This window comes from Pseudomonas sp. KH_021, from assembly GCF_057838865.1.
Genome location: NZ_CM174477.1, coordinates 4818295 through 4842754, shown reverse-complemented (window position 1 = coordinate 4842754; position 24460 = coordinate 4818295). Strand labels below are relative to the sequence as shown.

Genomic DNA, 24460 nt, shown 5'->3' with positions numbered 1-24460 from the left:
CGGCAAGGTCTGCTCCTACAGTCGTGTCAGGTGGGGCAAATCTGCGACAATCGCCGCTGCCTCATTTCTGAAGACGTTTGCGTACCTGATGACCGACCAAGCCGCCGCTATCGACCAACTGCTGAAAAATCTCGACCAGGCGATGATCGCCGACCGCCATCGCCTGCGCCGGCAATTGCATGAGCTGCGCAAGAAACCCGATGAGGCGAAGCTTGCCCAGTGGGTCGACAAAATCCAGGCCTCCTTTGCCCGGGTCACGGCGCGGCGCGGCAGCATTCCGAGCGTGCACTACGACGACAACCTGCCGATCGCCGCCAAGCGCGACGAGATCAAGAAGCTGATCGATGAAAACCAGGTGGTGATCATCGCCGGCGAAACCGGTTCGGGCAAAACGACCCAGTTGCCGAAGATTTGCCTTGAACTGGGCCGTGGCCAGCATGGCCTGATTGCCCACACCCAGCCTCGGCGTATCGCAGCGCGCAGCGTCGCTACTCGAGTGGCTGAAGAGTTGGGCACACCGCTCGGTGCACTGGTCGGCTATCAGGTGCGTTTCGAAGACCAGAGCGATGCCAATACCCTGGTCAAATTGATGACCGACGGTATTCTGCTGGCCGAAACCCAGCATGACCGTTTTCTTGAGCGCTACGACACCATCATTGTCGACGAAGCGCACGAACGTAGCCTGAACATTGATTTTTTGTTGGGTTACCTCAAGACCCTCTTGCCGCGTCGTCCCGACCTCAAGGTGATTATCACCTCGGCCACCATCGACCTTGAGCGATTTTCCGAGCACTTCGACAAGGCGCCGATCATTGAAGTCTCTGGCCGCACCTACCCGGTCGACACCTGGTATCGGCCGCTGACCGCCGAGCAGGACGAGGAGGGCAACCGGGTCGAAGACGACCTCACCGTCGATCAGGCGATCCTTGCCACCCTGGACGAAATCGCTTCGTTCGAACGCAGCGAAGGTAAGCGACCCGGGGATGTGCTGGTGTTCCTGCCCGGTGAACGGGAGATTCGTGACGCGGCTGAAATGCTGCGCAAGGCCCAGCTCAAGCACACCGAGATTCTGCCGCTGTACGCTCGCTTGTCGCCGGCCGAGCAACAGAAGATCTTCCAGTCCCACCCGGGTCGACGCGTGGTGCTGGCCACCAACGTGGCGGAAACCTCGCTGACCGTGCCGGGCATTCGTTATGTGATCGACAGCGGTACCGCGCGCATCAGCCGCTACAGCTATCGTGCCAAGGTCCAGCGCCTGCCGATCGAGGCCGTCTCCCAGGCCAGCGCCAACCAGCGTAAAGGCCGCTGTGGGCGAGTCGAGCCGGGCATCTGCATTCGTTTGTACAGCGAAGAGGATTTCAACGGCCGGCCAGCCTTTACCGACCCCGAGATCCTGCGCACCAACCTTGCAGCGGTCATCTTGCAGATGCTGCACCTGCGCCTGGGTGCCATTGACGCCTTCCCGTTTATCGAGCCGCCCGATGGCAAGGCCATCAGCGACGGTTTCAACCTGTTGCAGGAGCTTTCGGCTGTCAGCCGCGACAACCAGCTGCCCCCGCTGGGCCGGCAGCTGGCACGTTTGCCGGTAGACCCACGCCTGGGCCGCATGCTGCTTGAAGGCGCCAAGCTGGGCAGCCTTCAGGAGGTGCTGATCGTCGCCAGTGCGCTGTCGGTACAAGATGTGCGAGAGCGTCCGCCCGAGCGTCAGCAAGCCGCTGACCAGGCCCACGCCCAGTGGAAGGACGTGGATTCGGACTTCGCCGCCTTGGTGAATCTGTGGCGCGGTTTTGAAGAACAGCGCCAGGCCCTGACCGCCAGCCCATTGCGCAATTGGTGTCGCAAGAATTTCCTCAATTACCTGCGTTTGCGTGAATGGCGTGATGCCCATCGCCAGCTCGGGCTGATCTGCCGTGAGCTGCAACTGAGCGTCAACAAAGACCCGGCCGACTACCCGAAACTGCACAAGGCGATCCTGTCCGGCCTGCTCAGCCAGATCGGCCAGAAGACCGAAGACGGCGACTACCTGGGCGCTCGTCAACGGCGCTTTTGGATTCATCCCTCATCAGGCCTTGGCAGGAAACGCCCGCAATGGCTGATGACCGCGGAGCTTGTGGAAACCACCAAGCTCTATGCACGCATGGTGGCCAAGATCGAGCCGGACTGGATCGAGCCACTGGCCGGGCACCTGATCAAGAAAAACCACTTTGAACCGCACTGGGAGAAGAAGCGCGGCCAGGTCGTGGCTTTTGAGCAGGTCACGTTGTATGGCTTGATTGTGGTGGGTCGTCGGCCGGTGCATTTCGGCCCGATCGAGCCCGTCTTGTCTCGCGAGCTGTTTATCCGCGAGGCGCTGGTACGCGGTGAAATCCAGTCGCGGGCCAAGTGCCTGACCGCCAATACTCGCTTGCTGGAGCAGCTTGACGAACTGGAAGCCAAGGCCCGCCGCCGGGATATCCTCGCCGACGAAGAAACCCTGTTTGCCTTCTATGAAGCTCGGCTGCCCGCCGAGATTCACCAGACCGCCACCTTCGACAGCTGGTACCGGGTCAACAGCCAGAAAGACCCGCAGTTGCTGATCATGCGTGAAGAAGACGTGTTGGCCCGCGAAGCCAGCGAAGTCACAGCGGCGCACTATCCTGACCAGCTGCGCTTGGGCGATCTGACGCTGGTGCTCAGTTATCACTTCGAACCCAACCATGTCCGCGACGGTGTCACCGTGCGCGTGCCGGCGCCGCTGCTGCCGGCCTTGCCGGGCGAGCGCCTGGAATGGCTGGTGCCCGGTTTGCTCGAAGCCAAGTGCATTGCCCTGGTGCGCAACCTGCCCAAGGCGATCCGCAAGAACTTCGTGCCCGTGCCGGACTTCGTCAAGGCCGCATTGCAGCGCATCACTTTCGGTGAAGGCTCGCTGCCCCAGGCGCTGGGGCGCGAACTGTTGCGCATGACCGGGGCACGGGTCAGTGACGAGGCCTGGATCGATGCGGCCGAGCAACTGGACAACCATTTGAAGATGAACCTTGAGGTGGTCGATGCCGATGGCAAGTTTCTTGGCGAAGGGCGCGACCTGGCAGCGCTGACGGCGCGCTTTGCCGAGGCCAGCCAGGCAGCCCTGGCCGTGCCGCAGTCGGCCGCCAGCCTGAAACCGGTGGAGGCCAAGGTGTTCGCGGCGGTCGCCGAGAAAACCCAGCAAAAGATTGCCGGGCTGTCGATGACGGTTTACCCGGCGCTGGTCGAGGAGCAGGCCACGGTCAAGGAAGGGCGTTTTTCGACCCTGGCCGAAGCCGAGTATCAGCATCGCCGCGCCTTGCAGCGTCTATTGCTGCAGCAACTGGCGGAACCGGCCAAATTCTTGCGCGGCAAGTTGCCGGGCCTGACCGACCTGGGATTGTTGTATAGAGAGTTGGGGCGGGTCGACGCGCTGGTCGAAGACATACTGTTGGCGAGCCTGGACAGCTGCATCCTCGACGGTGAAGAAACCTTGCCGCGTGACGGCGCAGGCCTGTTGTCGCTGGCCGAGCGCAAGCGTGGCGGCTGGGTTGAGCATGCCGAACGCCTGGCTCGCTTGACGTTGGAGATCCTCAAGCTCTGGCACGGCTTGCAAAAGCGCTTCAAGGGCAAGATCGACCTGGCTCAGGCCGTGGCCTTGAACGATATAAAGCAGCAACTCAGCCATCTGGTGTATCCGGGCTTTGTGCGCGAGACGCCGGCGGTCTGGCTCAAGGAGCTGCCACGCTTTCTCAAGGCCGTGGAACTGCGCCTGGAGAAATTGCCCTCGCAGGTGCAGAGGGATCGAGTCTGGAGCCTTGAGCTTGTCAACCTTTGGGCCCAGTACCAGGCGCGTGCCGGCAAGCATGCCCAGGAAGGCAAGCGCGATCCCCAGCTTGAGTTGTATCGCTGGTTGATTGAAGAGTACCGGGTATCGCTGTTCGCCCAGCAGTTGGGGACCCGCGTGCCGATCTCGGACAAGCGGCTGAGCAAGCAATGGAGCCAGGTTGAAGCCTAGGCGCCAAAACGCCAGGGATATGGCACACTTCGGCGTTAATTAACCGGTACTACAGTGCCACAACTTGCCGACAGCGTGGCCGCTGGGGTACTTATCGATCAGGCCGTAACGTGAAGCGACGGCCCCGAACAGAGGAACGACCGTGCACAACGTCGTCATCAGCGGCACCGGCCTGTACACCCCGGCCAACAGCATTTCCAACGAAGAGCTGGTGGAATCCTTCAATCAGTATGTACAGCAGTTCAATGCCGACAACGTCGACGCTATCGGTCGAGGCGAAATCGAAGCATTGTCTGAATCCAGCGCCGCGTTTATCGAGAAAGCCTCGGGCATCAAGAGCCGGTTTGTCATGGACAAGGACGGTATTCTCGACCCTCGGCGCATGAAGCCGCGGCTGCCCGAGCGTTCCAACGACGAGCCCTCGATTCTCTGTCAGATGGCCGTGGCTGCTGCCGAGCAGGCCCTGCAGCGCGCCGGCAAAACGGCTGCGGATATTGACGGGGTGATCGTCGCCTGCTCCAACCTGCAGCGCCCGTATCCGGCGATCGCCATCGAAGTGCAGCAGAAACTGGGGATCCAGGGCTTTGGTTTTGACATGAACGTCGCCTGCTCGTCGGCAACCTTCGGCATCCAGACCGCGGCCAACAGCGTGCAACTGGGCCAGGCTCGCGCCATCCTGATCGTCAACCCGGAAATCTGCACCGGCCACCTGAACTTTAGAGACCGCGACAGCCACTTCATCTTCGGCGACGCGGCCACTGCGGTGATCGTCGAGCGTGCGGACCTGGCGATCTCACAGCATCAGTTCGACATTGTCAGCACCAAGCTGTTGACCCAGTTCTCCAACAACATCCGCAATAATTTTGGCTTCCTCAACCGGGCGGCAGAAGAAGGTGAGGGTGCAGGCGACAAACTGTTCGTCCAGGAAGGCCGCAAGGTTTTCCGTGAAGTCTGCCCGATGGTGGCCGAGCTGATTGGCAAGCACCTCGAGGAGAACAGCCTCAATGTGGGCGATGTGAAGCGCTTCTGGCTGCATCAGGCCAACTTGAGCATGAATCACTTGATCGCCAAAAGGTTGCTGGGCCGTGACGCCACCCCCGAAGAAGCGCCGGTGATTCTCGACACCTACGCCAACACCAGCTCGGCAGGCTCGGTGATCGCCCTGCACAAACACCAGGACGATCTGCCCAAGGGCTCGCTCGGTGTGCTCAGCTCTTTCGGTGCCGGCTACTCCATTGGCAGCGTGATTCTGCGCAAGCGCTGATCTCACGTTGGGTTCTGAAAATTCTTGCTGTGGTCCAGAATTGTCTTTGGTAACGCAGAGACAATTCTGTACAAATCCATCCGCCCAGCAGGTGGAAAGTGACGTTCTTGCAGGGTCTAATTGCGCTTCGATCGGAATTATCACGAGGTAGGGATGGCAGCTGCAGACGATTCGCTGTTGCTTGAACGCTTGCTGGCAGGCGAGCAGAAAGCCTTCAAGGAATTGGTCACAACCTATCAGAGCGCCATGCGGGCGGTGGCCTATGCCATTGTCGGCACCCGTCATGCCGATGAGGCGGTGCAGGATGCCTGGTTGGCGGTGGTACGCAATTTGTCGGGCTTTGAGGGGCGCTCCAGTCTCAAGACCTGGCTGTTGACCATCACTGCCAACGCCGCCAAGAGTCGTTACAAGCAGAACCGACGGGAAGTATTGCTCGACGACATTCCATCCCCTCACGGGACGATTGGCGATGAACGTTTTACCGGTGAAGGTCACTGGCTGCTCGCACCCTTCGCCTGGCACCAAGATACGCCTGAAGCCTTGCTCTGCGAGGATGAACTGCGCGACTGCCTGGAGCACACCTTGCTGAGCCTCAATGAGCTGCAAAGCAGTGTATTGATCTTGCGTGAACGCCAGGGCCTGGAGTTGGAGCACATCTGTAATCTTCTCGAGATTTCGCTCTCCAATGTGCGTGTGCTGTTGCATAGAGCGCGGCTTAAGGTCTTCGCGACCCTGGAACATTTCGAGGAAACAGGCCAATGCTGACCTGCAAGGAACAAGTCGCGCGCTCCAGCGACTATCTGGATGGGCAATTGAGCTTTCGAGAGCGGCTTTTGGTTCGCCATCATTTGATGTTCTGCCCCAATTGCCGGCGCTTTATCCGGCAGATGCGCCTGATGCAGGCAACCCTTAAAAAACTGCCGGACACGCCGTCGGTCGATGTCGAGGCCCTGGCCCAACGTTTGGCGGATGAGCGCAAGCGTCAAGACAAGAGGTGAAGGTGTTTTGATTGACGGGATTATCGAGTGCGCAGGGGCTCTGCAACGGGGCTTCTGCGCTTATTCCCGTTCGAAGTAAAAAAGTTCCCTTGTAACAAAACCTTTATATATCAGCCATGTGTCTGCAATAACCCCCCGCCAAGATTCCCTCCCAACACAAGCGGCTCTAACCGCGTGTTTTTCAAGACTATTACAGGGGAACTCTTCGATGATCCGTAAGCACTTCGCCGGTTTCGCGGCCAGCGCCTTGGCCCTCGCCGTGACCGCCCAGGCTTTCGCGGGTACCGTGACTACTGACGGCGCTGATATCGTGGTCAAGACCAAGGGCGGCTTGGAAGTCGCCACTGCCGACAAGGAATTCAGCTTCAAGCTGGGTGGTCGCGTGCAGGCGGACTACAGCCGCTTCGATGGTTTCTACACCAACAACGGCGACACCGCTGACGCTGGCTACTTCCGCCGTGCCTACCTGGAACTGGGCGGTGTGATGTTCACCGACTGGGCCTACCAAGTTGCCTACGATCTGTCCCACAACTCCGGTGGCGACAACCGTGCCGAAGACGGTTACTTCGACGAAGCTTCTCTGTCCTACAACGGCTTCAAGCCAGTGTCCCTGAAGTTCGGTCGTTTCGACCCCGACTTCGGCCTGGAAAAAGCCACCAGCTCCAAGTGGGTAACAGCACCTGAGCGTACCGCTGCCTACGACCTGGTTGACTGGGTCAACGGGCACAACGGTGGCCTGGGCGCCCAGGCTTCGGGCACTGTCGGTGACTCGCTGTACGGTTCGGCAGGCTTCTTTGCCAAGGACGCCACCAACCAGGCGGACGACGGCGACAGTACCAAGCAGTTCAACCTGCGCGCTGTCTTCGCCCCGATGCACGAAACGGGCAATGTGCTGCACTTTGGCTTGAACTACGCCCAGCGTGATCTTTCCGACACCGCTTTCGACGGTCGTATCCGCAGCCGCCTGGGCATGCGTGGCGTCAGCACCGACGGTGGCCAGGATGCCGGCACCAACGGCAACCGCCTGTTGCTGGGCGGCGCCAACAACACCCCATCGGGTGCTTACGACACAGACAAGGCTTACGGCGCAGAAGCGGCCTTCGCCTACGGCCCGTTCTCGGTGCAAGGCGAGTACATCAAGCGCAAGGTCGAAGCTGACGCTGCTGCCTTCCAGGACATCGACGCTTCCGGTTACTACGGCCAAGTCGCCTACACCCTCACCGGTGAAGCACGAGGCTACAAACTGGGCAAGTTTGACGCCATCAAGCCTTCGAACAAGCAGATCGGTGCGTGGGAACTGTTCTATCGCTACGACAACCTGAGCGTGGAAGACGATAACCGCGCCTTCGCCAACATTGGTGACGTGGAAGCCAAGGTCCACAACGTCGGTGTGAACTGGTACGCCAACGAAAGCATCAAGGTCACCGGTGCCTACGTCAAGGCCAAGACTGACAACGCCACCAACGCCGTTGGCGACGATGATGGCGACGGTTTTGTAGTGCGTGGACAGTACGTGTTCTAAATCAGCAATGCTCCCCATCCGTTGATTGTTTAAGCCCCGCCTGGCGCGGGGCTTTTTTTTGTCCGGCACACTCATTACTGTGTGTAGGAGCAGACCTTGGTCGCGAAGGCGTCGCTGCGGTTTCAGGAAAGACCGCAGCGACGCCATCGCGATGGTCCGGCACTCCGGCAAGGTCTGCTCCTACAGACATATGCATCGGGATCACCATGTCGCTACAAGTCGTGCACAGCCTTTCCCAGATCAGCGCCGAGCAATGGGACGCGCTGGTGCCGAGCGGGCAACCGTTTTTGCGCCATGGCTTTCTGTCGGCCCTGGAAGACAGTGCCAGCCTGGGCGCGCAGTCAGGGTGGCGGCCTGAACACTTGCTGCACGTTGAGAACGGCCAGTTGCTGGCAGCCTTGCCCGGTTACCGTAAATGGCATTCCTATGGCGAGTATGTCTTTGACCATGGCTGGGCCAATGCCTGTCGTCGTGCGGGGATTGCTTACTATCCAAAGCTGTTATGTGCCGTCCCTTTCAGCCCGGTTGCCGGTGCCCGGCTGTTGGCCGGGCGTGCCGAGGATGGGATGGCGTTGTTGCAGAGCGTACCGGGCTATATCGAGATCGAGCAGCTTTCCAGCGCGCACATCAATTTTACCGAGCCGGATCTGGATGCCTTGATCGCCACGCAGCACGGCTGGCTCGAGCGAATCGGTTGCCAGTATCACTGGCATAACCGGGGTTACCGGGATTTCCAGGATTTTCTCGACACGTTAAGTTCGCGCAAGCGCAAGCAGATGCGCAAGGAGCGCGAGCAAGTGTCCGGGCATGGCATCGAGTTCCAGTGGTATGAAGGGCACCAGTTGTTGGAGGCACAGTGGGACTTTGTCTACGCCTGCTATGCCAACACCTACGCCGTGCGACGGCAGGCGCCTTATCTCACTCGCGAATTTTTCAGTCTGTTGGCCGAGCGCATGCCTGAATCGATCCGGGTGGTGTTTGCGCTACAGGCGTCTCGGCCAGTGGCGATGGCTTTTAGTTTGATAGGCGGCGGCAGTTTTTACGGGCGCTACTGGGGGTGCCTGGCAGAATTCGATCGGTTGCACTTCGAGACCTGTTTTTACCAGGGCATGGATTATGCGATTGCCCATGGGCTCCAGCGCTTCGATGCGGGGGCGCAGGGGGAGCACAAGTTGATTCGCGGTTTCGAGCCGCAGATCACCCATTCCTGGCATTACCTGCTCCATCCTGGGCTTGAGGCCGCGGTGCGCGAGTTTCTGGAGCAGGAGCGGCGTGGGGTCATGGCTTATGCGCAGGAAGCACGAATGGCGTTGCCCTACAAACAAGCCTAGGTTTGGGGCTGCATTGCAGCTCATATCAATCAATCCCCACGAACCCACCTGTCTGGTGATGCCACAAGCGCGCATACAGCCCCTGGTGGGCCAACAGTTCGCTGTGGCTGCCACTTTCGGCGATACGGCCGTTTTCCAGCACCACCAGGCGATCCATCCGGGCGATGGTCGACAGCCGGTGGGCGATGGCGATGACGGTCTTGCCTTTCATCAGGGTATCCAGGCTTTCCTGAATGGCCACTTCCACTTCGGAGTCCAGTGCTGAAGTCGCTTCGTCCATGATCAGGATCGGCGCGTTCTTGAGCAGCACCCGGGCAATGGCGATGCGCTGGCGCTGGCCACCAGAGAGTTTGACGCCGCGTTCCCCGACCAACGCGTCGAAGCCGCTGCGCCCTTCGGAGTCTGTGAGTTGGCGGATAAATTCGTCGGCGCGAGCCTTGGCCACGGCTTCCCAGAGTTCTTCATCAGTGGCGCCTGGGCGGCCGTAGAGCAGGTTTTCGCGGATGGAACGGTGCAGCAGCGAGGTGTCCTGGGTGATCATGCCGATCTGCGCTCGCAAGCTCTCCTGGCTGACATGGGCAACGTCCTGGTCGTCGATGAGGATCCGCCCGCCTTCAAGGTCATAGAGGCGCAACAGCAGGTTGACCAAGGTGGACTTGCCCGCGCCAGAGGGGCCGATCAGACCGATCTTTTCGCCAGGGCGCACATCCAGGGTCAGGTTGCTGATGATCCGGTTGACCTTGCCATAGTGAAAGTCGACGTTGTCAAAACGCACCGCGCCACGGCTGACCTTCAGGGGTGGCGCATTGGGCTGATCGATGACGCTGACCGGCTGGGCGATGGTTTGCAGGCCATCCTGGACCATGCCGATGTTCTCGAAGATGCCGTTGACCACCCACATGATCCAGCCCGACATGTTGACGATGCGGATCACCAGCCCGGTCGCCAGGGCAATGGCGCCCACGGTGATCAGCGACTGAGTCCACAGCCACAGGGCCAGGCCTGTGGTGGCGACGATCAGCAAGCCGTTGAGGCTGGTAATGACCACGTCCATGCTGGTGACCACACGTGCGGCCAGTTGGGTTTTTTCGGTCTGTTCGCTGATGGCTTCGCGGGCGTATTCCTGCTCGGATCGGGTATGGGCGAACAGTTTGAGGGTGGCGATATTGGTGTAGCCGTCGACAATGCGTCCCATCAGCTTGGAGCGGGCATCGGAGGAGATCACCGAACGCTCCTTGACCCTGGGTACAAAGTAATAGAGCGCGCCGATGTAACAGGCGATCCAGCTCAGCAGCGGGATCATCAGGCGCCAGTCGGCCTCGGCAAACAGCACCAGTGAGCTGATGGCATAGATCAGCACATGCCACAGCGCATCCACGGCCTGTACGGCGGAGTCGCGCAGCGAGTTGCCGGTTTGCATGATGCGCTGGGCAATTCGCCCGGCAAAGTCGTTCTGGAAGAAATTCAGGCTCTGCTTGAGCACATAACTGTGGTTTTGCCAGCGAATCATGCTGGTCATGCCGGGGCTGATGGTCTGGTGCACCAGCAAATCATGCAGGCCGACGAAGACTGGCCGCAGCAGCAGGGCCACTACCAGCATCCAGATCAGCTCGCCGCTGTGTTCGCTGAAAAAATTGGCATTGGGCGTGCCTTGGGTCAGGTCGATAATGCGGCTCAGGTAGCTGAACAGGGCGACTTCGATCAAGGCGCCGATCAGGCCGACCACCAGCAAGGCAGCGAAGCTTGGCCAGACCTGGCGCAGGTAATACAAGTAGAAGGGCAGGACCGTGCCCGGAGGGGCCGCCGTGGGAGCATCACGGAAGATATCGATCAGTTGCTCGAAACGGCGGTACAGCATGGTGTACTCCTTCACTGGGCAGACGGTCCTGGCCGGTCATGCATCCGTGCATGACAGTCTTGCGTGACAGTGTTCAGTCCAGGCGTTTGGCGGACGTGATCATGACCGGGTCGGCCGGCACGTTCTGCATTCCGCGCGAAGTGGTAGTTTGCACGCCGGCGATCTGATCGACTACGTCCATACCACTAACGACTTTTCCGAAAACTGCGTAGCCGAAATCGCGACTGCCGTGATCAAGGAAGGCGTTGTCCGCATGGTTGATAAAGAACTGGCTGGTGGCTGAGTCCTTGGCCGAAGTGCGGGCCATGGCCAGGGTGCCGCGCACGTTGTGCAGGCCGTTGTCAGCTTCGTTCTTGATCGGCGCATCGGTCGGTTTCTGGGCCATGTCGCGGGTAAAACCACCGCCCTGGACCATGAAGCCTGGAATCACACGATGAAAAATGGTGCCCGAGTAGAAGCCTTTGTCCACATACGCCAGAAAATTCTGGGTGCTGACCGGTGCTTTGTCCGCGTACAGCTCGACTTCGATTTTTCCGAAATCGGTATCCAGCATGACATGCGGGTTTTTTGCAGCAGCCGGTTGGGCGGCCACCAGGCTGCTGGCAAACAGCACGGAGCAGGCGGCGAGGGCGATTTTTTTCAGCATAGGGTCAGTGGTCCTTGGGGGTAGAGGGGACTGCAGCCAGAAATTGCAGCAGGGTCTGATTGAATAGATTCGGTTGATCCAGTGGCGTAGCGTGCCGGGAATCCTCGATCACCGCCAGCCGTGCCCCTGGAATCTGCTCGACATAGGCTTGCTTGAGCGAAACGGGGGTGTAGTCGCGGTCTGCCGTCACCACCAGGGTGGGACAGGCGATCCGCCCGATGCGTTCCTGGACGCCCCAATTGATAATGGCATCAAAGCTCGCCAGATAGGCCCGCTTGTCATTGCGTGCCCAGCGCTCGGCGATTTTCTGGCGCAGGTTGGCTTGTTCGGGTTTGGGAAAGAGCAGTTTGCCCAAGGCCTTGCCGACGGTTTCCAGGCTCAGGAAACGTGCGAGGCTCCAGCGCTTGAGCCAAAACCAATAGTCCTTGGGCGTGCGCAGCTTGACCTCTGGGGCGCTGTTGACAATGCACAGGCTGCGCAAGAGTTCAGGCTGGTCGACGGCCGTCTGGAAGCTGATCATCCCGCCCATGGACAGCCCGACCAGATGCACCTTGCCCAGCTGCAAGTGTTCGATCAAGGCCACCAGGTCAGCGCTGAAGCCTCTGATGCTATAGCGCTCGCGAGGCTTGTCGGAGCGGCCATGGCCGCGTATGTCCAGCAGGATGACCCGGTAATGCCTGGCCAGCGCCGGCACCTGATACTCCCAGTCCTGGACGCTGGAGCCCAGGCCGTGGAGCAGGATCAGCGGCTCTCCCTGGCCGTATTCCTCGTAGTGCAGTGAACAACCGTCATGTTCAAAATAAGGCACGATGACTTCCTTTTCCGGTTTAGAGCGCAGGCGGCGCCGCGAAAGGTGCGTCCAGTGGCGCCGTGTCGAAGTTGCGTAACAGATCAATCAATATTTGGGTGGCAGGCCCCAGCGGCTTGTCCTTGTTCGAGTACAGGTAGAAGGTTGGGTGTCGGCTGGCGCCCTGATCCAAGGGTAGCTGCTTGAGACTACCTTCTTGCAATTCCCGTACGATCAAGTGCCGTGGCAGCCAGGCAAAGCCCAGGCCGCTGCTGACAAAGGTGGCCGCGGTGGCCAGGCTGCCGACGGTCCAGCGCTGTTCGGCGCCCAGCCAGCCAACGTCGCGAGGTTGCTGGCGGCCAGAGTCGCGGATCACGACCTGCATATGGCCTTCCAGGTCCTGGAAGCTGATGTCGCGCTGCAGCCGATGCAGGGGATGTTCGGGGTGGGCCACCGCAACGAATTCGACGCTGCTCAGCTCCGTGCCCAGGTAGCCGGAGATGTTGAAACCGCAGATGGCCAGGTCCGCGACGCCTTCAAGCAATACCTCTTCGACCCCGGACAACACCTCCTCACGCAAGCGCACTCGGCAGCCGCGGCTTTGCGGCATGAAGGCACTCAGGGCGCGGACCAGCCGTGCATTGGGGTAGGCGGCATCGACCACCAGGCGGACCTCGGCTTCCCAGCCTTGCTCCATGTGGTGAGCCAGATCTTCCAGTTGGCTGGCCTGCTTGACCAGTTGCCGGGAGCGGCGCAACAGCACGCCACCGGCATCGGTCAGTACCGCCTTGCGCCCATCGATACGCAGCAGTGGCACACCAAGCTGGTCTTGCATACGAGCCACGGTATAGCTGACCGACGACTGCGAGCGGTGCAGCGCTTCGGCTGCCTGGGCGAAACCACCGTGGTCGACCACCGCCTGCAAGGTCCGCCATTGATCCAGGGTCACCCGGGGCGCTTTCATCATCCGCTCCTCTTGTCCTAAGCTGGCGGTTCCCCATGGAGACTGCCGAATGAAAAAAAGTTGTGCTGTGTGGCTGGCGTTGCTGCCCATGACGGCTTCTGCCTAGGGTAGAGCACGGGGTCTACAAATCAACTTAATAGATAGGTAGGAGCGAATTTTTCCGCTTTTTTATCGATCTGTCGATCTTTAATCTTCACTCCATCGAAACGCACCCCAGATTGCCGATGGAGGCTTCCATGTCCCGTGTTCTGATTATCGAAAGCAGCGCCCGCCAGCAAGACTCGGTATCGCGCAAGTTGACCCAACAGTTCATCAGCCAGTGGCAGGCTGCCCACCCGGACGATGAGATCACTGTGCGTGACCTGGCCATCAACCCGGTGCCGCACCTGGACGCCAACTTGCTCGGTGGCTGGATGAAGCCGCAAGAGCAACGCAGCCCCCTGGAGCTTGAAGCCCTGGCTCGCTCCAACGAATTGACCGACGAAGTACTGGCCGCCGATGTGCTGGTGATGGCGGCGCCGATGTACAACTTTGCTATCCCGAGCACGCTCAAGGCCTGGCTGGACCATGTGCTGCGCGCCGGTGTCACCTTCAAGTACACCGAGACCGGCCCTCAAGGCCTGCTGAGCGGCAAGCGCGCCTACGTCCTGACCGCCCGTGGCGGCATCTATGCCGGCAGCGCCGCCGATCACCAGGAACCCTACCTGCGCCAGGTCATGGGCTTTATCGGCATCCATGAGGTGACTTTCATTCACGCCGAAGGGCTGAACCTGGGCGGTGACTTCCATGACAAGGGCTTGAACCAGGCAATTGCCCGGCTTGCCGAAGTGGCGTGAGTCGCTGAATAGATCTTCCTGCCCGATCAACCCAACGGTTGATCGGGCTTTTTGTTGTGCCCCGTTCTTGGTAGGAGCGGCGGGGGCGCCTAGCCTTTAGCCGCGATGAACGCACCGCGGTGTATCGGGTGGACCGTGGTGGATTTATCGCAGGCAAGCCTTGCTCCTACAGAGATCCTGATTGCCCGGCGAAAGCCAACCGGCTAAGGTCGCCGCCATCTGGCACGAGGCAATCATGGGCTACCTACTTATCGTTACATTGATCCAAGCGTTTTCCTTCAGCCTGATCGGCGAGTACCTGGCCGGGCACGTCGACAGCTATTTCGCCGTGCTGGTGCGTATATTGCTGGCGGCGCTGGTGTTTCTGCCGTTGACCCGCTGGCGGCAGGTGCCAGCGCCGCTGCGTCGCGGCATGCTGGTGATTGGCGCGTTGCAGTTCGGCGTGACCTACGTGTGCCTGTACCTGAGCTTTCGGGTATTGACGGTGCCAGAGGTGCTGCTGTTCACCATCCTCACACCGGTCCATGTGACCTTGATCGAGGATGCGCTGAACCGACGTTTCAACGTCTGGGCGCTGGTGGCGGCCGTGGTGGCCGTGGCCGGGGCGGCGGTGATTCGCATGGACAGCATCAGCCCGGGCTTCTTCATGGGCTTTTTGCTGCTGCAATTGGCGAACTTCACTTATGCCGCGGGCCAGGTGCTGTACAAGCACCTGATCGCTCGCCACCCCAGCAACGAGCCGGGCTATCGGCACTTCGGCTATTTCTTCGTCGGTGCCTTGTTGGTGGCGCTGCCGGCCTGGCTGGCCTTCGGCAATATCACCCGCCTGCCCGATGGGCCGGTGCAATGGTGGGTGCTAGCCTTCCTTGGCCTGTGCTCCACCGCCCTGGCCATGTACTGGCTCAATAAGGGCGCCTGCCTGGTCAGTGCGGGCACGCTGGCAGTGATCAACAACCTGCATGTACCGGTCGGGCTGTTGATCAACCTGTTGATCTGGAATCAGCACGAGCCGTTGGGCAGGTTGTTTATCGGTGGGGGCGTGATTCTGTTCTCGTTATGGGTCAGTCAGCTCGGCAACCGCCGTACGCTGCTGCTGAACCAGACCCGGTAGCAGGCCTGCGCGCAGGTCGTTGCCGCTGGGCTGCTGGTAGAGGTTGAGACCGAACTCCGGCAAAACTGCCAATAGGTAGTCGAAAATATCGCCTTGTATGCGCTCGTACTCGACCCAGACCGTCGTGCGGGTGAAGCAGTAGATCTCCAGCGGTACGCCCTGGGCGGTGGGCTGCAGCTGGCGGACCATCAGGGACATGTTCGGCTGGATCTCCGGGTGGCTTTTGATATAAGCCAGCGCGTAGGCGCGCAAGGTGCCTATGTTGGTCATCCGGCGCCGGTTGGCCGCCATCCGTGCAACATTGCCCTGGGCTTCGTTCCAGGCGTGCAGTTCGGCCTGCTTGCGGGCCATGTAGTCGGTCAGCAGGCGCACCTGGCTGAGTTGCTGTTCTTCCTGGTCGGTGATGAAGCGGATGCTGCTGGCGTCGATGAACAGACTGCGCTTGATTCGGCGCCCACCGGACTGGCGCATGCCACGCCAGTTCCTGAAAGATTCGGACATCAGCCGCCAGGTCGGAATGGAAACGATCGTCTTGTCGAAGTTTTGTACCTTCACCGTATGCAGCGTGATATCCACGACATCGCCGTCAGCCCCGACTTGCGGCATCTCGATCCAGTCGCCCACCCGTAGCATATCGTTGCTGGTCAACTGAACGCTGGCGACGAATGACAGCAGGGTGTCCTTGTACACCAACAAGATGACCGCCGACATGGCGCCCAGGCCTGAAAGCAGCAGCAGGGGCGAACGGTCGATCAGCGTGGCGACGATGATAATGGCGCCAAACACATACAGGATCATCTTGGCCATTTGCACATAGCCCTTGATCGAGCGGGTGCGGGCGTGTTCGGTGCGCGCGTAGATGTCCAGCAAGGCATTGAGCAGGGCGCTCAGGGCCAGCAGCTGGAACAGGATGGTGAAGGAGAGTGCCACGTTACCGAGAAAAAGCTTGCTGGAGGCACCCAGCTCCGGCACCAGGGCCAGTCCAAACTGCACCACCAACGAAGGCGTCATTTGTGCCAGGCGATGAAACACCTTGTTGTGCAAAAAGTCATTGAGCCAGTGCAAGGCGGGCTGGCGTGACAGTAACTTGACGGCGTGGAGCACCAGAAAACGGACGACCCGGCCCAACACCAGGGCAACCACCAGCAGCACGATCACGGCGAGGCTTGCCTGTAAGGCGGGGTGTTTATCGAGTGTGCCGAAAAGATCCAGGGCGCGTTGCCAGAGCGATTGAATATCCATGCGTAAAGCAGATTTCCTGAGCGTGGAGGGTGAACAGTAGAGCCCATTGATGATTGCAATGGCGATCGGGCTTAAGGTTTAGGCGTGTTTTACCGCACTGGCGTCGACCGTGCGACGAGAAAGTCGTAAAGAAATTCGGCTAATGCATCACAAACCGTTACGCTATGCAGTTGAATTTACGCACTTCGCCGAGGTAACACCCGTGTTTTCCCAATTCGCCCTGCACGAACGCCTGCTCAAAGCCGTGGCCGAGCTGAAATTTGTCGAGCCTACACCGGTGCAGGTAGCGGCCATCCCATTGGCCCTGCAAGGGCGTGACCTGCGCGTGACGGCACAGACCGGCAGCGGCAAGACGGCCGCCTTCGTACTGCCGATCCTCAATCGCCTGATCGGCCCAGCCAAGGTTCGGGTCAGCATTCGCGCGGTGATCCTGCTGCCAACCCGTGAACTGGCCCAGCAAACCTTGAAGGAAGTTGAGCGTTTCTCTCAATTCACCTTCATCAAGTCCGGCCTGATCACCGGCGGCGAAGACTTCAAGGTCCAGGCCGCCATGCTGCGCAAGGTCCCGGATATCCTGATCGGTACTCCTGGTCGCCTGCTCGAACAGCTGAACGCTGGCAACCTGGACCTCAAGGAAGTCGAAGTCCTGGTGCTCGACGAAGCCGACCGCATGCTCGACATGGGTTTCTCCGAGGATGTCCAGCGCCTGTGCGACGAATGCGGTAATCGTGAGCAGACCTTGCTGTTCTCGGCCACCACCGGTGGCGCCAGCCTGCGCGACATGATCGGAAAAGTGCTGAAGTCGCCGGAGCACCTGTTGGTCAACAACGTCAGCGACCTGAGCGAGAACACCCGCCAGCAGGTCATCATGACCGATCACAATGTGCACAAGGAGCAGGTGCTCAACTGGCTGCTGGCCAACGAGACCTACCAGAAGGCCATTATTTTCACCAATACCCGTGCCATGGCTGACCGGATCTACGGCCGACTGGTTGCCCAGGAATACAAGGCGTTCGTGCTGCACGGTGAAAAAGACCAGAAAGACCGCAAACTGGCGATCGACCGCTTGAAGCAGGGTGGTGTGAAGATTCTGGTCGCCACCGACGTGGCGGCCCGTGGCCTCGACGTTGATGGCCTGGATATGGTCATCAACTTCGACATGCCGCGCAGCGGCGACGAATACGTGCACCGCGTTGGCCGTACCGGTCGTGCCGGTAACCAGGGCCTGGCGATCTCCTTGATCTGTCATGGCGATTTCAACTTGATGTCGAGCATCGAGCGCTACCTCAAGCAGCAGTTCGAGCGTCGTGTCATCAAGGAAGTCAAAGGCACTTACGGCGGGCCGAAAAAGGTCAAGGCTTCGGGCAAGGCAGTAGGCGCGAAGAAGAAAAAGGTCGACAAGAAGGCCGCTGGCGCCAAGGCTGCGCCTAAGCAGCGCAAGCCGGCACCGAACCGTCCAAAAGCCCCGGCGCTGGTCAGCCAGGATGGCCTGGCACCGCTCAAGCGCCGCAAGCCAGCGGCGGAGTAACCGGTTACACCGTTGTAGGAGCAGAGCTTGCTCGCGATGAGGCCATTGAGGCATACCGAGAACATCGCAGTGAAGGCATCGCAGGCAAGCCTTGCTCCTATGTATGGACTCGCCCCCACTATCAACCCGCTTTTGAACACTGCTACCCGGCTGCATCTATGTATAAGGCCTACTCGAGGAAGCCTGATCGGCTTCTGGCCAACATTCAATAAGCTCGCGGTATGCCAATTACGTTAAGGCCTCAAGGGCCAGTAGGAGCACAGGCATCAATCCGCGACGGTCTGACCTGGGGTCAATGTTCTTTAGCAAGGGTTGGAGCGCTTTAACGCCCCGGTGGCAGAACTCTGTGGATCAGTGACTCATCGTCGCCTCCTGGACATTGCCCATGTGGCGACGATAGGTCTGCTCGGTTTTCAGTAATACCCAGACGATGCGTAGGGTACGGTTGGCCAATCGGACGGCCGTTTCCTTGCGACCCAAGCGACACAGCCAGCGCAGCAAGCGCCGGTCATCGGGTTGTTCCGAATCAGGCCGCACCTGTCTCAAGACCGCATGCGCGCCCTGGATCGCCAGGCTGCGTAGGTAGGCGTCGCCCTGCTTGCTCATCTTGCCCAGCCGGATTTTCTGTCCGCTGCTGTGCTGAGTGGGCACCAAACCAAAGTAGGCGGCAAACTGGCGTGCGTTGGCGAAGCGCTCAGGCTCGACCTGCTTGGCCAGCAGCGCGGTGGCGATGATCGGACCGATGCCACGCACCGTCATCAACCTTTTCGCCGTCTCATCCTGCTGTGCGGCCGTTTCCAGTCGGCCGGTCAACACGCTGACGCGCTCGCCCAACTGGCTCCATTCGCCGAGCAGCTCAGCAATCAGCTCGCGCAGCAGATCCGGCAGCGGCTGGGTGGCATCCTCGAGTATCCGCGGCACCACCCGGCTGATCGCCGCCTCACCTTGCGCCAAGGCCACGCCATGCTCGAGCAGCAAGCCACGCATCTGATTACCCATGGCCGTGCGCCGCCGCACATAGCCCTGGCGGGCGCGATGCAGTGCCTGCATGGCCAGCGCCGCGGCACTTTTGACCGGCACTGAGACAATCCGACTATCTCGACCCGCCCGCAAGATCGCATGTGCATCGTTGCGATCATTCTTCGGCCCGCTGCGATGATCGGCCACATGCTGCGCAGGCAGGATCCGCACCGGGTTGCCTTGGGCCTGCAGCAACCGCGCCCATGCCTGAGCGCCTGGGCCTGTTTCCATCAGCACCATGACGCTCATGGGCAGTTGGCGAAGAAACGCCTGGAAGGCTTCGCGCGATTTGATTCGGTCCTCGTACACCACTTGGCCCAGGGCGTTTTCCCCGGCCACCTGGAAGACCCTCTTGGCAAGATCTACCGAGACGGTCGAACAGGTTGCTAGGTCGGCTGAAGACAAAGAGTGATTGTTGGTCGTATGCTTTTTCATGGGCTCGCCCTCGCTGTCGTTGGCTTCTTTATAGATGCCACCGTGGCGCATAGACGCCTCGGTTGGGGCGAGTCCATGTAATTACCGGTCAGGTGTCGGCCTTTTTGGCCGCGGTATCCAATTCTTGTAGCCGCTTGTCGATCAACTGACATTTGTCAGGCAGGTCCTTGCTGGCTGTATCCAGCTTCATCCCCCTGAGCTCGTCGTTAATTTCCTTGGCCTTTTGCGGGTTCTGCTCGGTGAGCTTGCTCACTTCCTTGGCCAGTTGTTCGCGCTTTTCCGTGGCCTCTTCAAGGGTGCAAGCCCAGGCTGGCAAGGCCAGCATCAGGGTGGCGGCGGCGGTGATACTCAACAGGGTTCTCATTGTTTGTCCTCAAGCGTATCGACACAGATAAGGGGTTGAGAGTCAGCCTTGCGTAAAAGTTCATCCGCTGAACACTGCCCGCTGCCCTGGCTTTTTGCTTGAAAGCGATTCTGTCGTTTTTTTCATGCCGGCAATTCTGATCGTTTGGTTGATAATCTCAGTCCATGACTCTTCGCCCAAGGCATGCCTTGGGCTTTTTATTACGTTTTTCCGAGAAACTGCCATGTGTCTGAAACTGCGAGTGGGCGCCAATGATTGAGCGCCGCAATGCTGATGGATTTGCCCTGAAAGTCATGATTGGCCTGTGCCTGATCTGGGGCCTGCAACAAGTGATGATCAAGTGGGCGGCGGCTGACATCGCGCCGGTGATGCAGGCGGCGGTCCGATCTGGGATTTCCGCCCTGCTGGTGGGGCTGCTGATGTGTTTTCGCGGCGGTTGGGAAAACATGAGCAAAACCTGGCGCGCGGGGCTGTTGGCCGGTTCGCTGTTTGCACTGGAGTTCCTGTTTATTGCTGAAGGCTTGCAGCTGAGCACTGCAGCCCACATGTCGGTGTTTCTCTACACCGCGCCGGTATTTACCGCCTTGGGGCTGCATTTCATGTTGCCCAGCGAGCGCTTGCGGCCCATGCAGTGGCTGGGCATTTTGCTGGCGTTCAGCGGCACGGCGTTCGCCTTTGCCGGTGGCCTGTCGGCGGGGGAGATCAATGGCCGGATGCTGCTGGGCGATGCGCTCGGCGTGCTGGCGGGGGCGGCATGGGGTGCGACCACAGTGGTGGTGCGCACCACGCGATTGTCCGAGGCGCCCGCGACCCAAACGTTGTTCTATCAGCTGATGGTGGGGTTTGTGGGCCTGCTGATCATCGCTGTGCTCACGGGTCAGGTCACTCATGTGAAACTGACAGCGATTTCGGTGAGTAGTGTGTTGTTCCAGGGATTGGTGGTGTCGTTTTTCAGCTATCTGACCTGGTTTTGGCTACTGCGCAAATACCTGGCCTCGAACCTTGCCGTGTTTTCCTTTATCACGCCCATGTTTGGCGTCACCTTCGGCGTGGTGTTATTGGGCGAACCTGTAAGCATCAACTTTATTGGTGGTGCAATATTAGTGTTGCTGGGTATTACTCTGGTAAGTGCCGAACAATGGTTGCGTCGACGCCTGCGCGCCTTGCTGGGGCAGCGATAGACGGGGTTTGCCGTTGGTCCGATCGACCAGGAAGCTGCGACCTATCGCCGCATTTTCAGGCATGCGTATTTTGGCAGTTGGGACTATGATCAAAAGGAAGCGACGGAGAAGAACAACCGTGGCTCAGGATGACCCGAGAGGGGGCGTTATGAAAAACACACTGTACAACTGGCTACATGACTTGGCAGTTGCCTTGGGCCTGATTCCTCCACCACTGCAACCGGTGCCGATCCCCACCGAAGAAGAACGACGCCGGCGTCAGAACGGTCGTTAAAACCCGCAACCCGGATGGGCCGTAGTGGCTACGGCCCATCGAAGGTCAGTCTGCCGTTCAGGTTGAACCGCTCAAGGTTCAGCGAACGGCAGTGGCACATCAGTATCGCGGCGCACGGCAAACACGTTGAGGGTCATCGCCACCAGCGCGTAGTAGCCGAACACGCCTACCAACTCCACCACCGCAGGCTCGCCAAAAGCCTGAACGGCTTGCTGATACAGTTCATCATCGACTCGTCGCTGGCGATACAGCGACTCTCCCAGTCGATAGATCAATCGCTCATCTTCGCGTTCAAACTCAGGGCTCGCCTGTTGGCGCAGCGCCTCGATGACTGCATCCGAAACCCCTGCCTGACGTGCAATCGGCTCATGGATCTGCCATTCGGCCTGAGACTGCCACCAAGAGGCTGTGAACAGGATGGCCAGTTCCGTCAGGCGTAACTCCAATTGCGTTCCATAGCGGCAGAAGGCGCCCAGGCGCTGAGCGTGATCGGCCAGTTGCGGGCTGTGAATCCAGGCCAGGAATGGCCCATCCAGATTGCCACGCGGCCCATTGAGAATGTCCTTGAGTACCGTTCGCTGGGCATCGTCCATGTCGGTTTCTGACAGAGTGCTCAGTCGCGATTCAATAGCCATGGGGGCGCTGTTCCTTAAAGAGTCTTGAGCGTGCTGGTCAACGCGCTCGTCAGTTTTTCAGTGATCTCGTCCAGATGGCTGTCATCGAGGATAAAGGGTGGTGCGAGCAAAATATGGTCGCCATTCTGTCCATCCACCGTACCGCCCATCGGGTAACACATCAGGCCCGCTTCCATGGCGGCCTTCTTCAGTTTTACGTGCAGTTTCAGCGCGGGGTCGAACGGCTTTTTGCTGTTCCGATCCGCCACCAGCTCGATACCCTGAAACAGGCCACGACCGCGAATATCACCGACGTGTGGGTGCGCACCCAGCGCATCGATCAGGCGAGCCTGTAACCCCGCGCCCAAGCTATTGACGCGAGCCAGCAAGCCGCGTGATTCGATGGCTTTCTGCACGGCAAGGGCCGCGGCGCAAGCGGTGGCGTGGCCAATGTAGGTGTGACCATGCTGGAAGAAGCCGGACCCCTGCAAGAGGGTGTCGCGGATCTTTTTGCTGACCAGAGTCGCGCCGATGGGTTGGTAACCGGCACCGAGGCCCTTGGCAATGGTGATCAAGTCAGCGCTGATGCCTTCCTGCTCGGCGGCGAACAGACTGCCAGTACGGCCCATGCCGCACATCACTTCATCAAGGATCAGCAGTACGCCGTGGCGGTCGCACACTTCGCGGATGCGTTTGAAGTACCCCGGCACCGCTGTGACGGCGCCCAGGGTTGCACCCACCACCGGCTCAGCCACGAACGCCATCACGTTTTCGGCGCCCAACTGCTGGATCTGCGCGTCCAGTTCATCTGCCAGGCGCTGGCCCATGGCTTCAAGGCTTTCTCCTGGCTGTTGTTCACGGTAGGCATAGCAGGGGCTGACATGGCTGACATCGATCAGCAAGGGCTCGAACTGGCGACGACGCCAGGCGTTGCCACCCGTAGCCAGTGCGCCGAGGGTGTTGCCGTGATAGCTCTGGCGCCTGGCGATCAAGTGTTTGCGCTGCGGCTGGCCGATTTCGATGAAGTATTGGCGCGCCAGTTTCAAGGCGGCCTCGATCGCCTCGGAGCCCCCCGAAACGAAATACACCGAATCAATGCCGGCGGGTGCCCGAGCCACGAGAAAGTCTGCGAGCTCTTCCATGACCTCGGTGGTGAAGAATGAGGTATGGGCATATGCCAATTGCCCGACCTGATGGCGAATGGCCGCGATCACATCCGGGTCGCTATGGCCCAGGCACGAAACGGCAGCGCCGCCGCTGGCATCTAGGTAGCGACGGCCCTGGGCATCAATGAGGTACGGGCCTTCGCCTTTGACGGCAGTGGGGTAGTGGTGAGTAAGGCTGCGGTGAAAGACGTGGCTCATGATCCCCTCCAGGGTTGATTTGCAAATAATATGTGCATAATTTTGCTTTGCAATGAGTTTTTGCATGAGCTTTGCGCATTTTATCTCGGTTCAGCGCCTGTTATCTCGGCCAAACACCGATAAACAGGCGTAATCGCCGTACTCATCCAGAAATCGCAAGGGCAAATTAATATTGCATTTATATTTTTTGCATGTATGTTTTGCCAAACAGCATTCGTTTCGTGCGCCTCCACTTCAGGTGGCTAGCCGGGCCAAACACAACAAAAACAACAAACAACCGCCCCCTGTGGGCTGGTTAAACCATTGACTGCCGCTAACCCAGTGGCTCCGCGATCTGCTGGAGCTTTCACTCTGAAGAGGGAACACCCATGAAGAAATTCCTGAAGGTCTCACTGGCTACCCTGGCCCTGGTGACCGCATCGGGCGCTTTTGCCGCAAACAAGGAGCTGCTGGTAGCGACCGATACCGCGTTCGTGCCATTCGAATTCAAGCAAGGCAGCGAGTACGTCGGTTTCGATATTGATCTGTGGGCAGCCATCGCCAAGGAAATGGGCGTGACTTACCAGCTCAAGCCCATGGACTTCAACGGCATCATTCCTGCCCTGCAAACCCGAAACGTTGACCTTGCCTTGGCGGGGATCACCATCAAGGAAGAGCGCAAGCAGGCCATCGATTTCTCTGACGGCTACTACGACAGCGGTTTTTTGCTGATGGTCAAGAGCGACAACGACAGCATCAAGGAGCCTGCTGATATCGCTGGCAAGACCCTGGCGGTGAAGAGCGGTACCTCTGCGGCGGACTATGCCAAGGCCAACCTCAAGGCCCAGGACCTGCGCCAGTTCCCCAACATCGACAACGCCTACCTGGAACTGCGCACCGGCCGGGTCGATGCGGCCATGCATGACACCCCCAACGTGCTCTATTACATCAAGACCGCTGGCGAAGGCCAGGTCAAAGCCGTGGGCACGCAGATGATGGCGCAGCAATACGGCATCGGCTTCCCCAAGGGCAGCGAGTTGCGCGAGCCGGTCAACAAGGCCCTCAAGACCCTGCGTGACAACGGCACTTATGCCGAGATTTATCGCAAGTGGTTCGGGACCGATCCGCAGTAAATCCTGTCT

General features: G+C 59.6%; 21 protein-coding genes. 12 read left to right on the top strand and 9 right to left on the bottom strand.

Annotated features, from left to right (window positions below; genetic code table 11):
- Positions 1–88 precede the first annotated feature (88 nt).
- The 6 genes from hrpA (at position 89) to AC3IX4_RS22285 (ending at position 9115) form a co-directional block, all read left to right on the top strand.
- Positions 89–4000 (top strand): ATP-dependent RNA helicase HrpA, encoded by a 3912-nt coding sequence (gene hrpA / locus AC3IX4_RS22310; RefSeq protein ID WP_489257531.1) that lies wholly within the window; start codon positions 89–91, stop codon positions 3998–4000.
- Between the two features lie 142 nt (positions 4001–4142).
- Positions 4143–5264 carry a beta-ketoacyl-ACP synthase III gene (locus tag AC3IX4_RS22305; RefSeq protein ID WP_489257530.1) on the top strand — a complete coding sequence of 374 codons (1122 nt, stop codon included), beginning with the start codon at positions 4143–4145 and terminating at the stop codon, positions 5262–5264.
- 153 nt (positions 5265–5417) lie between these two features.
- Positions 5418–6029 (top strand): RNA polymerase sigma factor, encoded by a 612-nt coding sequence (locus tag AC3IX4_RS22300; protein WP_489257529.1) that lies wholly within the window; start codon positions 5418–5420, stop codon positions 6027–6029.
- Entirely contained in the window at positions 6023–6262 is a 240-nt protein-coding gene (locus AC3IX4_RS22295; protein WP_489257528.1) for an anti-sigma factor family protein, read from the top strand. Before AC3IX4_RS22300 ends, AC3IX4_RS22295 begins: the two co-directional genes overlap by 7 nt.
- A 208-nt stretch (positions 6263–6470) precedes the next feature.
- A complete protein-coding gene (locus AC3IX4_RS22290; RefSeq protein ID WP_489257527.1) occupies positions 6471–7784 on the top strand; it encodes an OprO/OprP family phosphate-selective porin in 1314 nt (437 codons plus the stop codon).
- 206 nt (positions 7785–7990) lie between these two features.
- Positions 7991–9115: a GNAT family N-acetyltransferase gene (locus AC3IX4_RS22285; RefSeq protein WP_489257526.1), complete on the top strand. Its 1125-nt coding sequence runs from the start codon at positions 7991–7993 to the stop codon at positions 9113–9115.
- A 25-nt stretch (positions 9116–9140) separates the two neighbouring features.
- Here AC3IX4_RS22285 and AC3IX4_RS22280 read toward each other — a convergent pair whose 3' ends face one another.
- The 4 genes from AC3IX4_RS22280 to AC3IX4_RS22265 form a co-directional block, all read right to left on the bottom strand.
- Positions 9141–10973: an ABC transporter ATP-binding protein gene (locus AC3IX4_RS22280; protein WP_489257525.1), complete on the bottom strand. Its 1833-nt coding sequence runs from the start codon at positions 10971–10973 to the stop codon at positions 9141–9143.
- Between the two features lie 73 nt (positions 10974–11046).
- Positions 11047–11619 (bottom strand): peptidylprolyl isomerase, encoded by a 573-nt coding sequence (locus AC3IX4_RS22275; protein ID WP_489257524.1) that lies wholly within the window; start codon positions 11617–11619, stop codon positions 11047–11049.
- A gap of 4 nt (positions 11620–11623) precedes the next feature.
- Positions 11624–12427, bottom strand: coding sequence for an alpha/beta fold hydrolase (locus AC3IX4_RS22270; RefSeq protein WP_489257523.1), 804 nt, complete (start codon positions 12425–12427; stop codon positions 11624–11626).
- A 19-nt stretch (positions 12428–12446) separates the two neighbouring features.
- The gene (locus AC3IX4_RS22265; RefSeq protein WP_489261340.1) at positions 12447–13370 is read right to left on the bottom strand and encodes a PA3225 family LysR-type transcriptional regulator; all 924 of its coding nucleotides are present in this window, start codon (positions 13368–13370) and stop codon (positions 12447–12449) included.
- A gap of 236 nt (positions 13371–13606) precedes the next feature.
- Here AC3IX4_RS22265 and AC3IX4_RS22260 point away from each other — a divergent pair, with 236 nt between their 5' ends.
- Both AC3IX4_RS22260 and AC3IX4_RS22255 read left to right on the top strand, forming a co-directional pair.
- The gene (locus AC3IX4_RS22260) at positions 13607–14206 is read left to right on the top strand and encodes an FMN-dependent NADH-azoreductase (RefSeq protein WP_489257522.1); all 600 of its coding nucleotides are present in this window, start codon (positions 13607–13609) and stop codon (positions 14204–14206) included.
- Between the two features lie 235 nt (positions 14207–14441).
- Complete coding sequence (locus AC3IX4_RS22255) at positions 14442–15317, top strand: EamA family transporter (RefSeq protein WP_489257521.1); 876 nt, start codon at positions 14442–14444, stop codon at positions 15315–15317.
- Here AC3IX4_RS22255 and AC3IX4_RS22250 read toward each other — a convergent pair.
- Positions 15261–16559: a mechanosensitive ion channel family protein gene (locus AC3IX4_RS22250; protein ID WP_489257520.1), complete on the bottom strand. Its 1299-nt coding sequence runs from the start codon at positions 16557–16559 to the stop codon at positions 15261–15263. The genes AC3IX4_RS22255 and AC3IX4_RS22250 overlap by 57 nt on opposite strands.
- A gap of 202 nt (positions 16560–16761) precedes the next feature.
- Here AC3IX4_RS22250 and AC3IX4_RS22245 point away from each other — a divergent pair, with 202 nt between their 5' ends.
- Entirely contained in the window at positions 16762–18087 is a 1326-nt protein-coding gene (locus AC3IX4_RS22245; protein ID WP_489257519.1) for a DEAD/DEAH box helicase, read from the top strand.
- 351 nt (positions 18088–18438) lie between these two features.
- On the opposite strand, the gene AC3IX4_RS22240 is transcribed toward AC3IX4_RS22245, so the two are convergent.
- Together AC3IX4_RS22240 and AC3IX4_RS22235 are read right to left on the bottom strand one after the other, a co-directional pair.
- Positions 18439–19542 (bottom strand): IS110 family RNA-guided transposase, encoded by a 1104-nt coding sequence (locus AC3IX4_RS22240; protein ID WP_489261185.1) that lies wholly within the window; start codon positions 19540–19542, stop codon positions 18439–18441.
- 88 nt (positions 19543–19630) lie between these two features.
- Positions 19631–19906 carry a ribosome-recycling factor gene (locus AC3IX4_RS22235; protein ID WP_489257518.1) on the bottom strand — a complete coding sequence of 92 codons (276 nt, stop codon included), beginning with the start codon at positions 19904–19906 and terminating at the stop codon, positions 19631–19633.
- Between the two features lie 251 nt (positions 19907–20157).
- On the opposite strand from AC3IX4_RS22235, the gene AC3IX4_RS22230 reads away from it, so the two are divergent.
- On the top strand, positions 20158–21087 hold the full coding sequence (locus AC3IX4_RS22230; protein ID WP_489257517.1) for a DMT family transporter: 930 nt from the start codon (positions 20158–20160) through the stop codon (positions 21085–21087).
- A gap of 148 nt (positions 21088–21235) precedes the next feature.
- The gene (locus AC3IX4_RS22225) at positions 21236–21361 is read left to right on the top strand and encodes a PA1414 family protein (protein ID WP_489257516.1); all 126 of its coding nucleotides are present in this window, start codon (positions 21236–21238) and stop codon (positions 21359–21361) included.
- A 71-nt stretch (positions 21362–21432) separates the two neighbouring features.
- On the opposite strand, the gene AC3IX4_RS22220 is transcribed toward AC3IX4_RS22225, so the two are convergent.
- Complete coding sequence (locus AC3IX4_RS22220) at positions 21433–21996, bottom strand: carboxymuconolactone decarboxylase family protein (RefSeq protein ID WP_489257515.1); 564 nt, start codon at positions 21994–21996, stop codon at positions 21433–21435.
- A 14-nt stretch (positions 21997–22010) separates the two neighbouring features.
- The gene (locus AC3IX4_RS22215; protein WP_489257514.1) at positions 22011–23339 is read right to left on the bottom strand and encodes an aspartate aminotransferase family protein; all 1329 of its coding nucleotides are present in this window, start codon (positions 23337–23339) and stop codon (positions 22011–22013) included.
- Between the two features lie 368 nt (positions 23340–23707).
- Between AC3IX4_RS22215 and glnH the strand changes: the two genes are divergently transcribed.
- Positions 23708–24451, top strand: coding sequence for a glutamine ABC transporter substrate-binding protein GlnH (glnH, locus tag AC3IX4_RS22210; protein WP_489257513.1), 744 nt, complete (start codon positions 23708–23710; stop codon positions 24449–24451).
- Positions 24452–24460 lie beyond the last annotated feature (9 nt).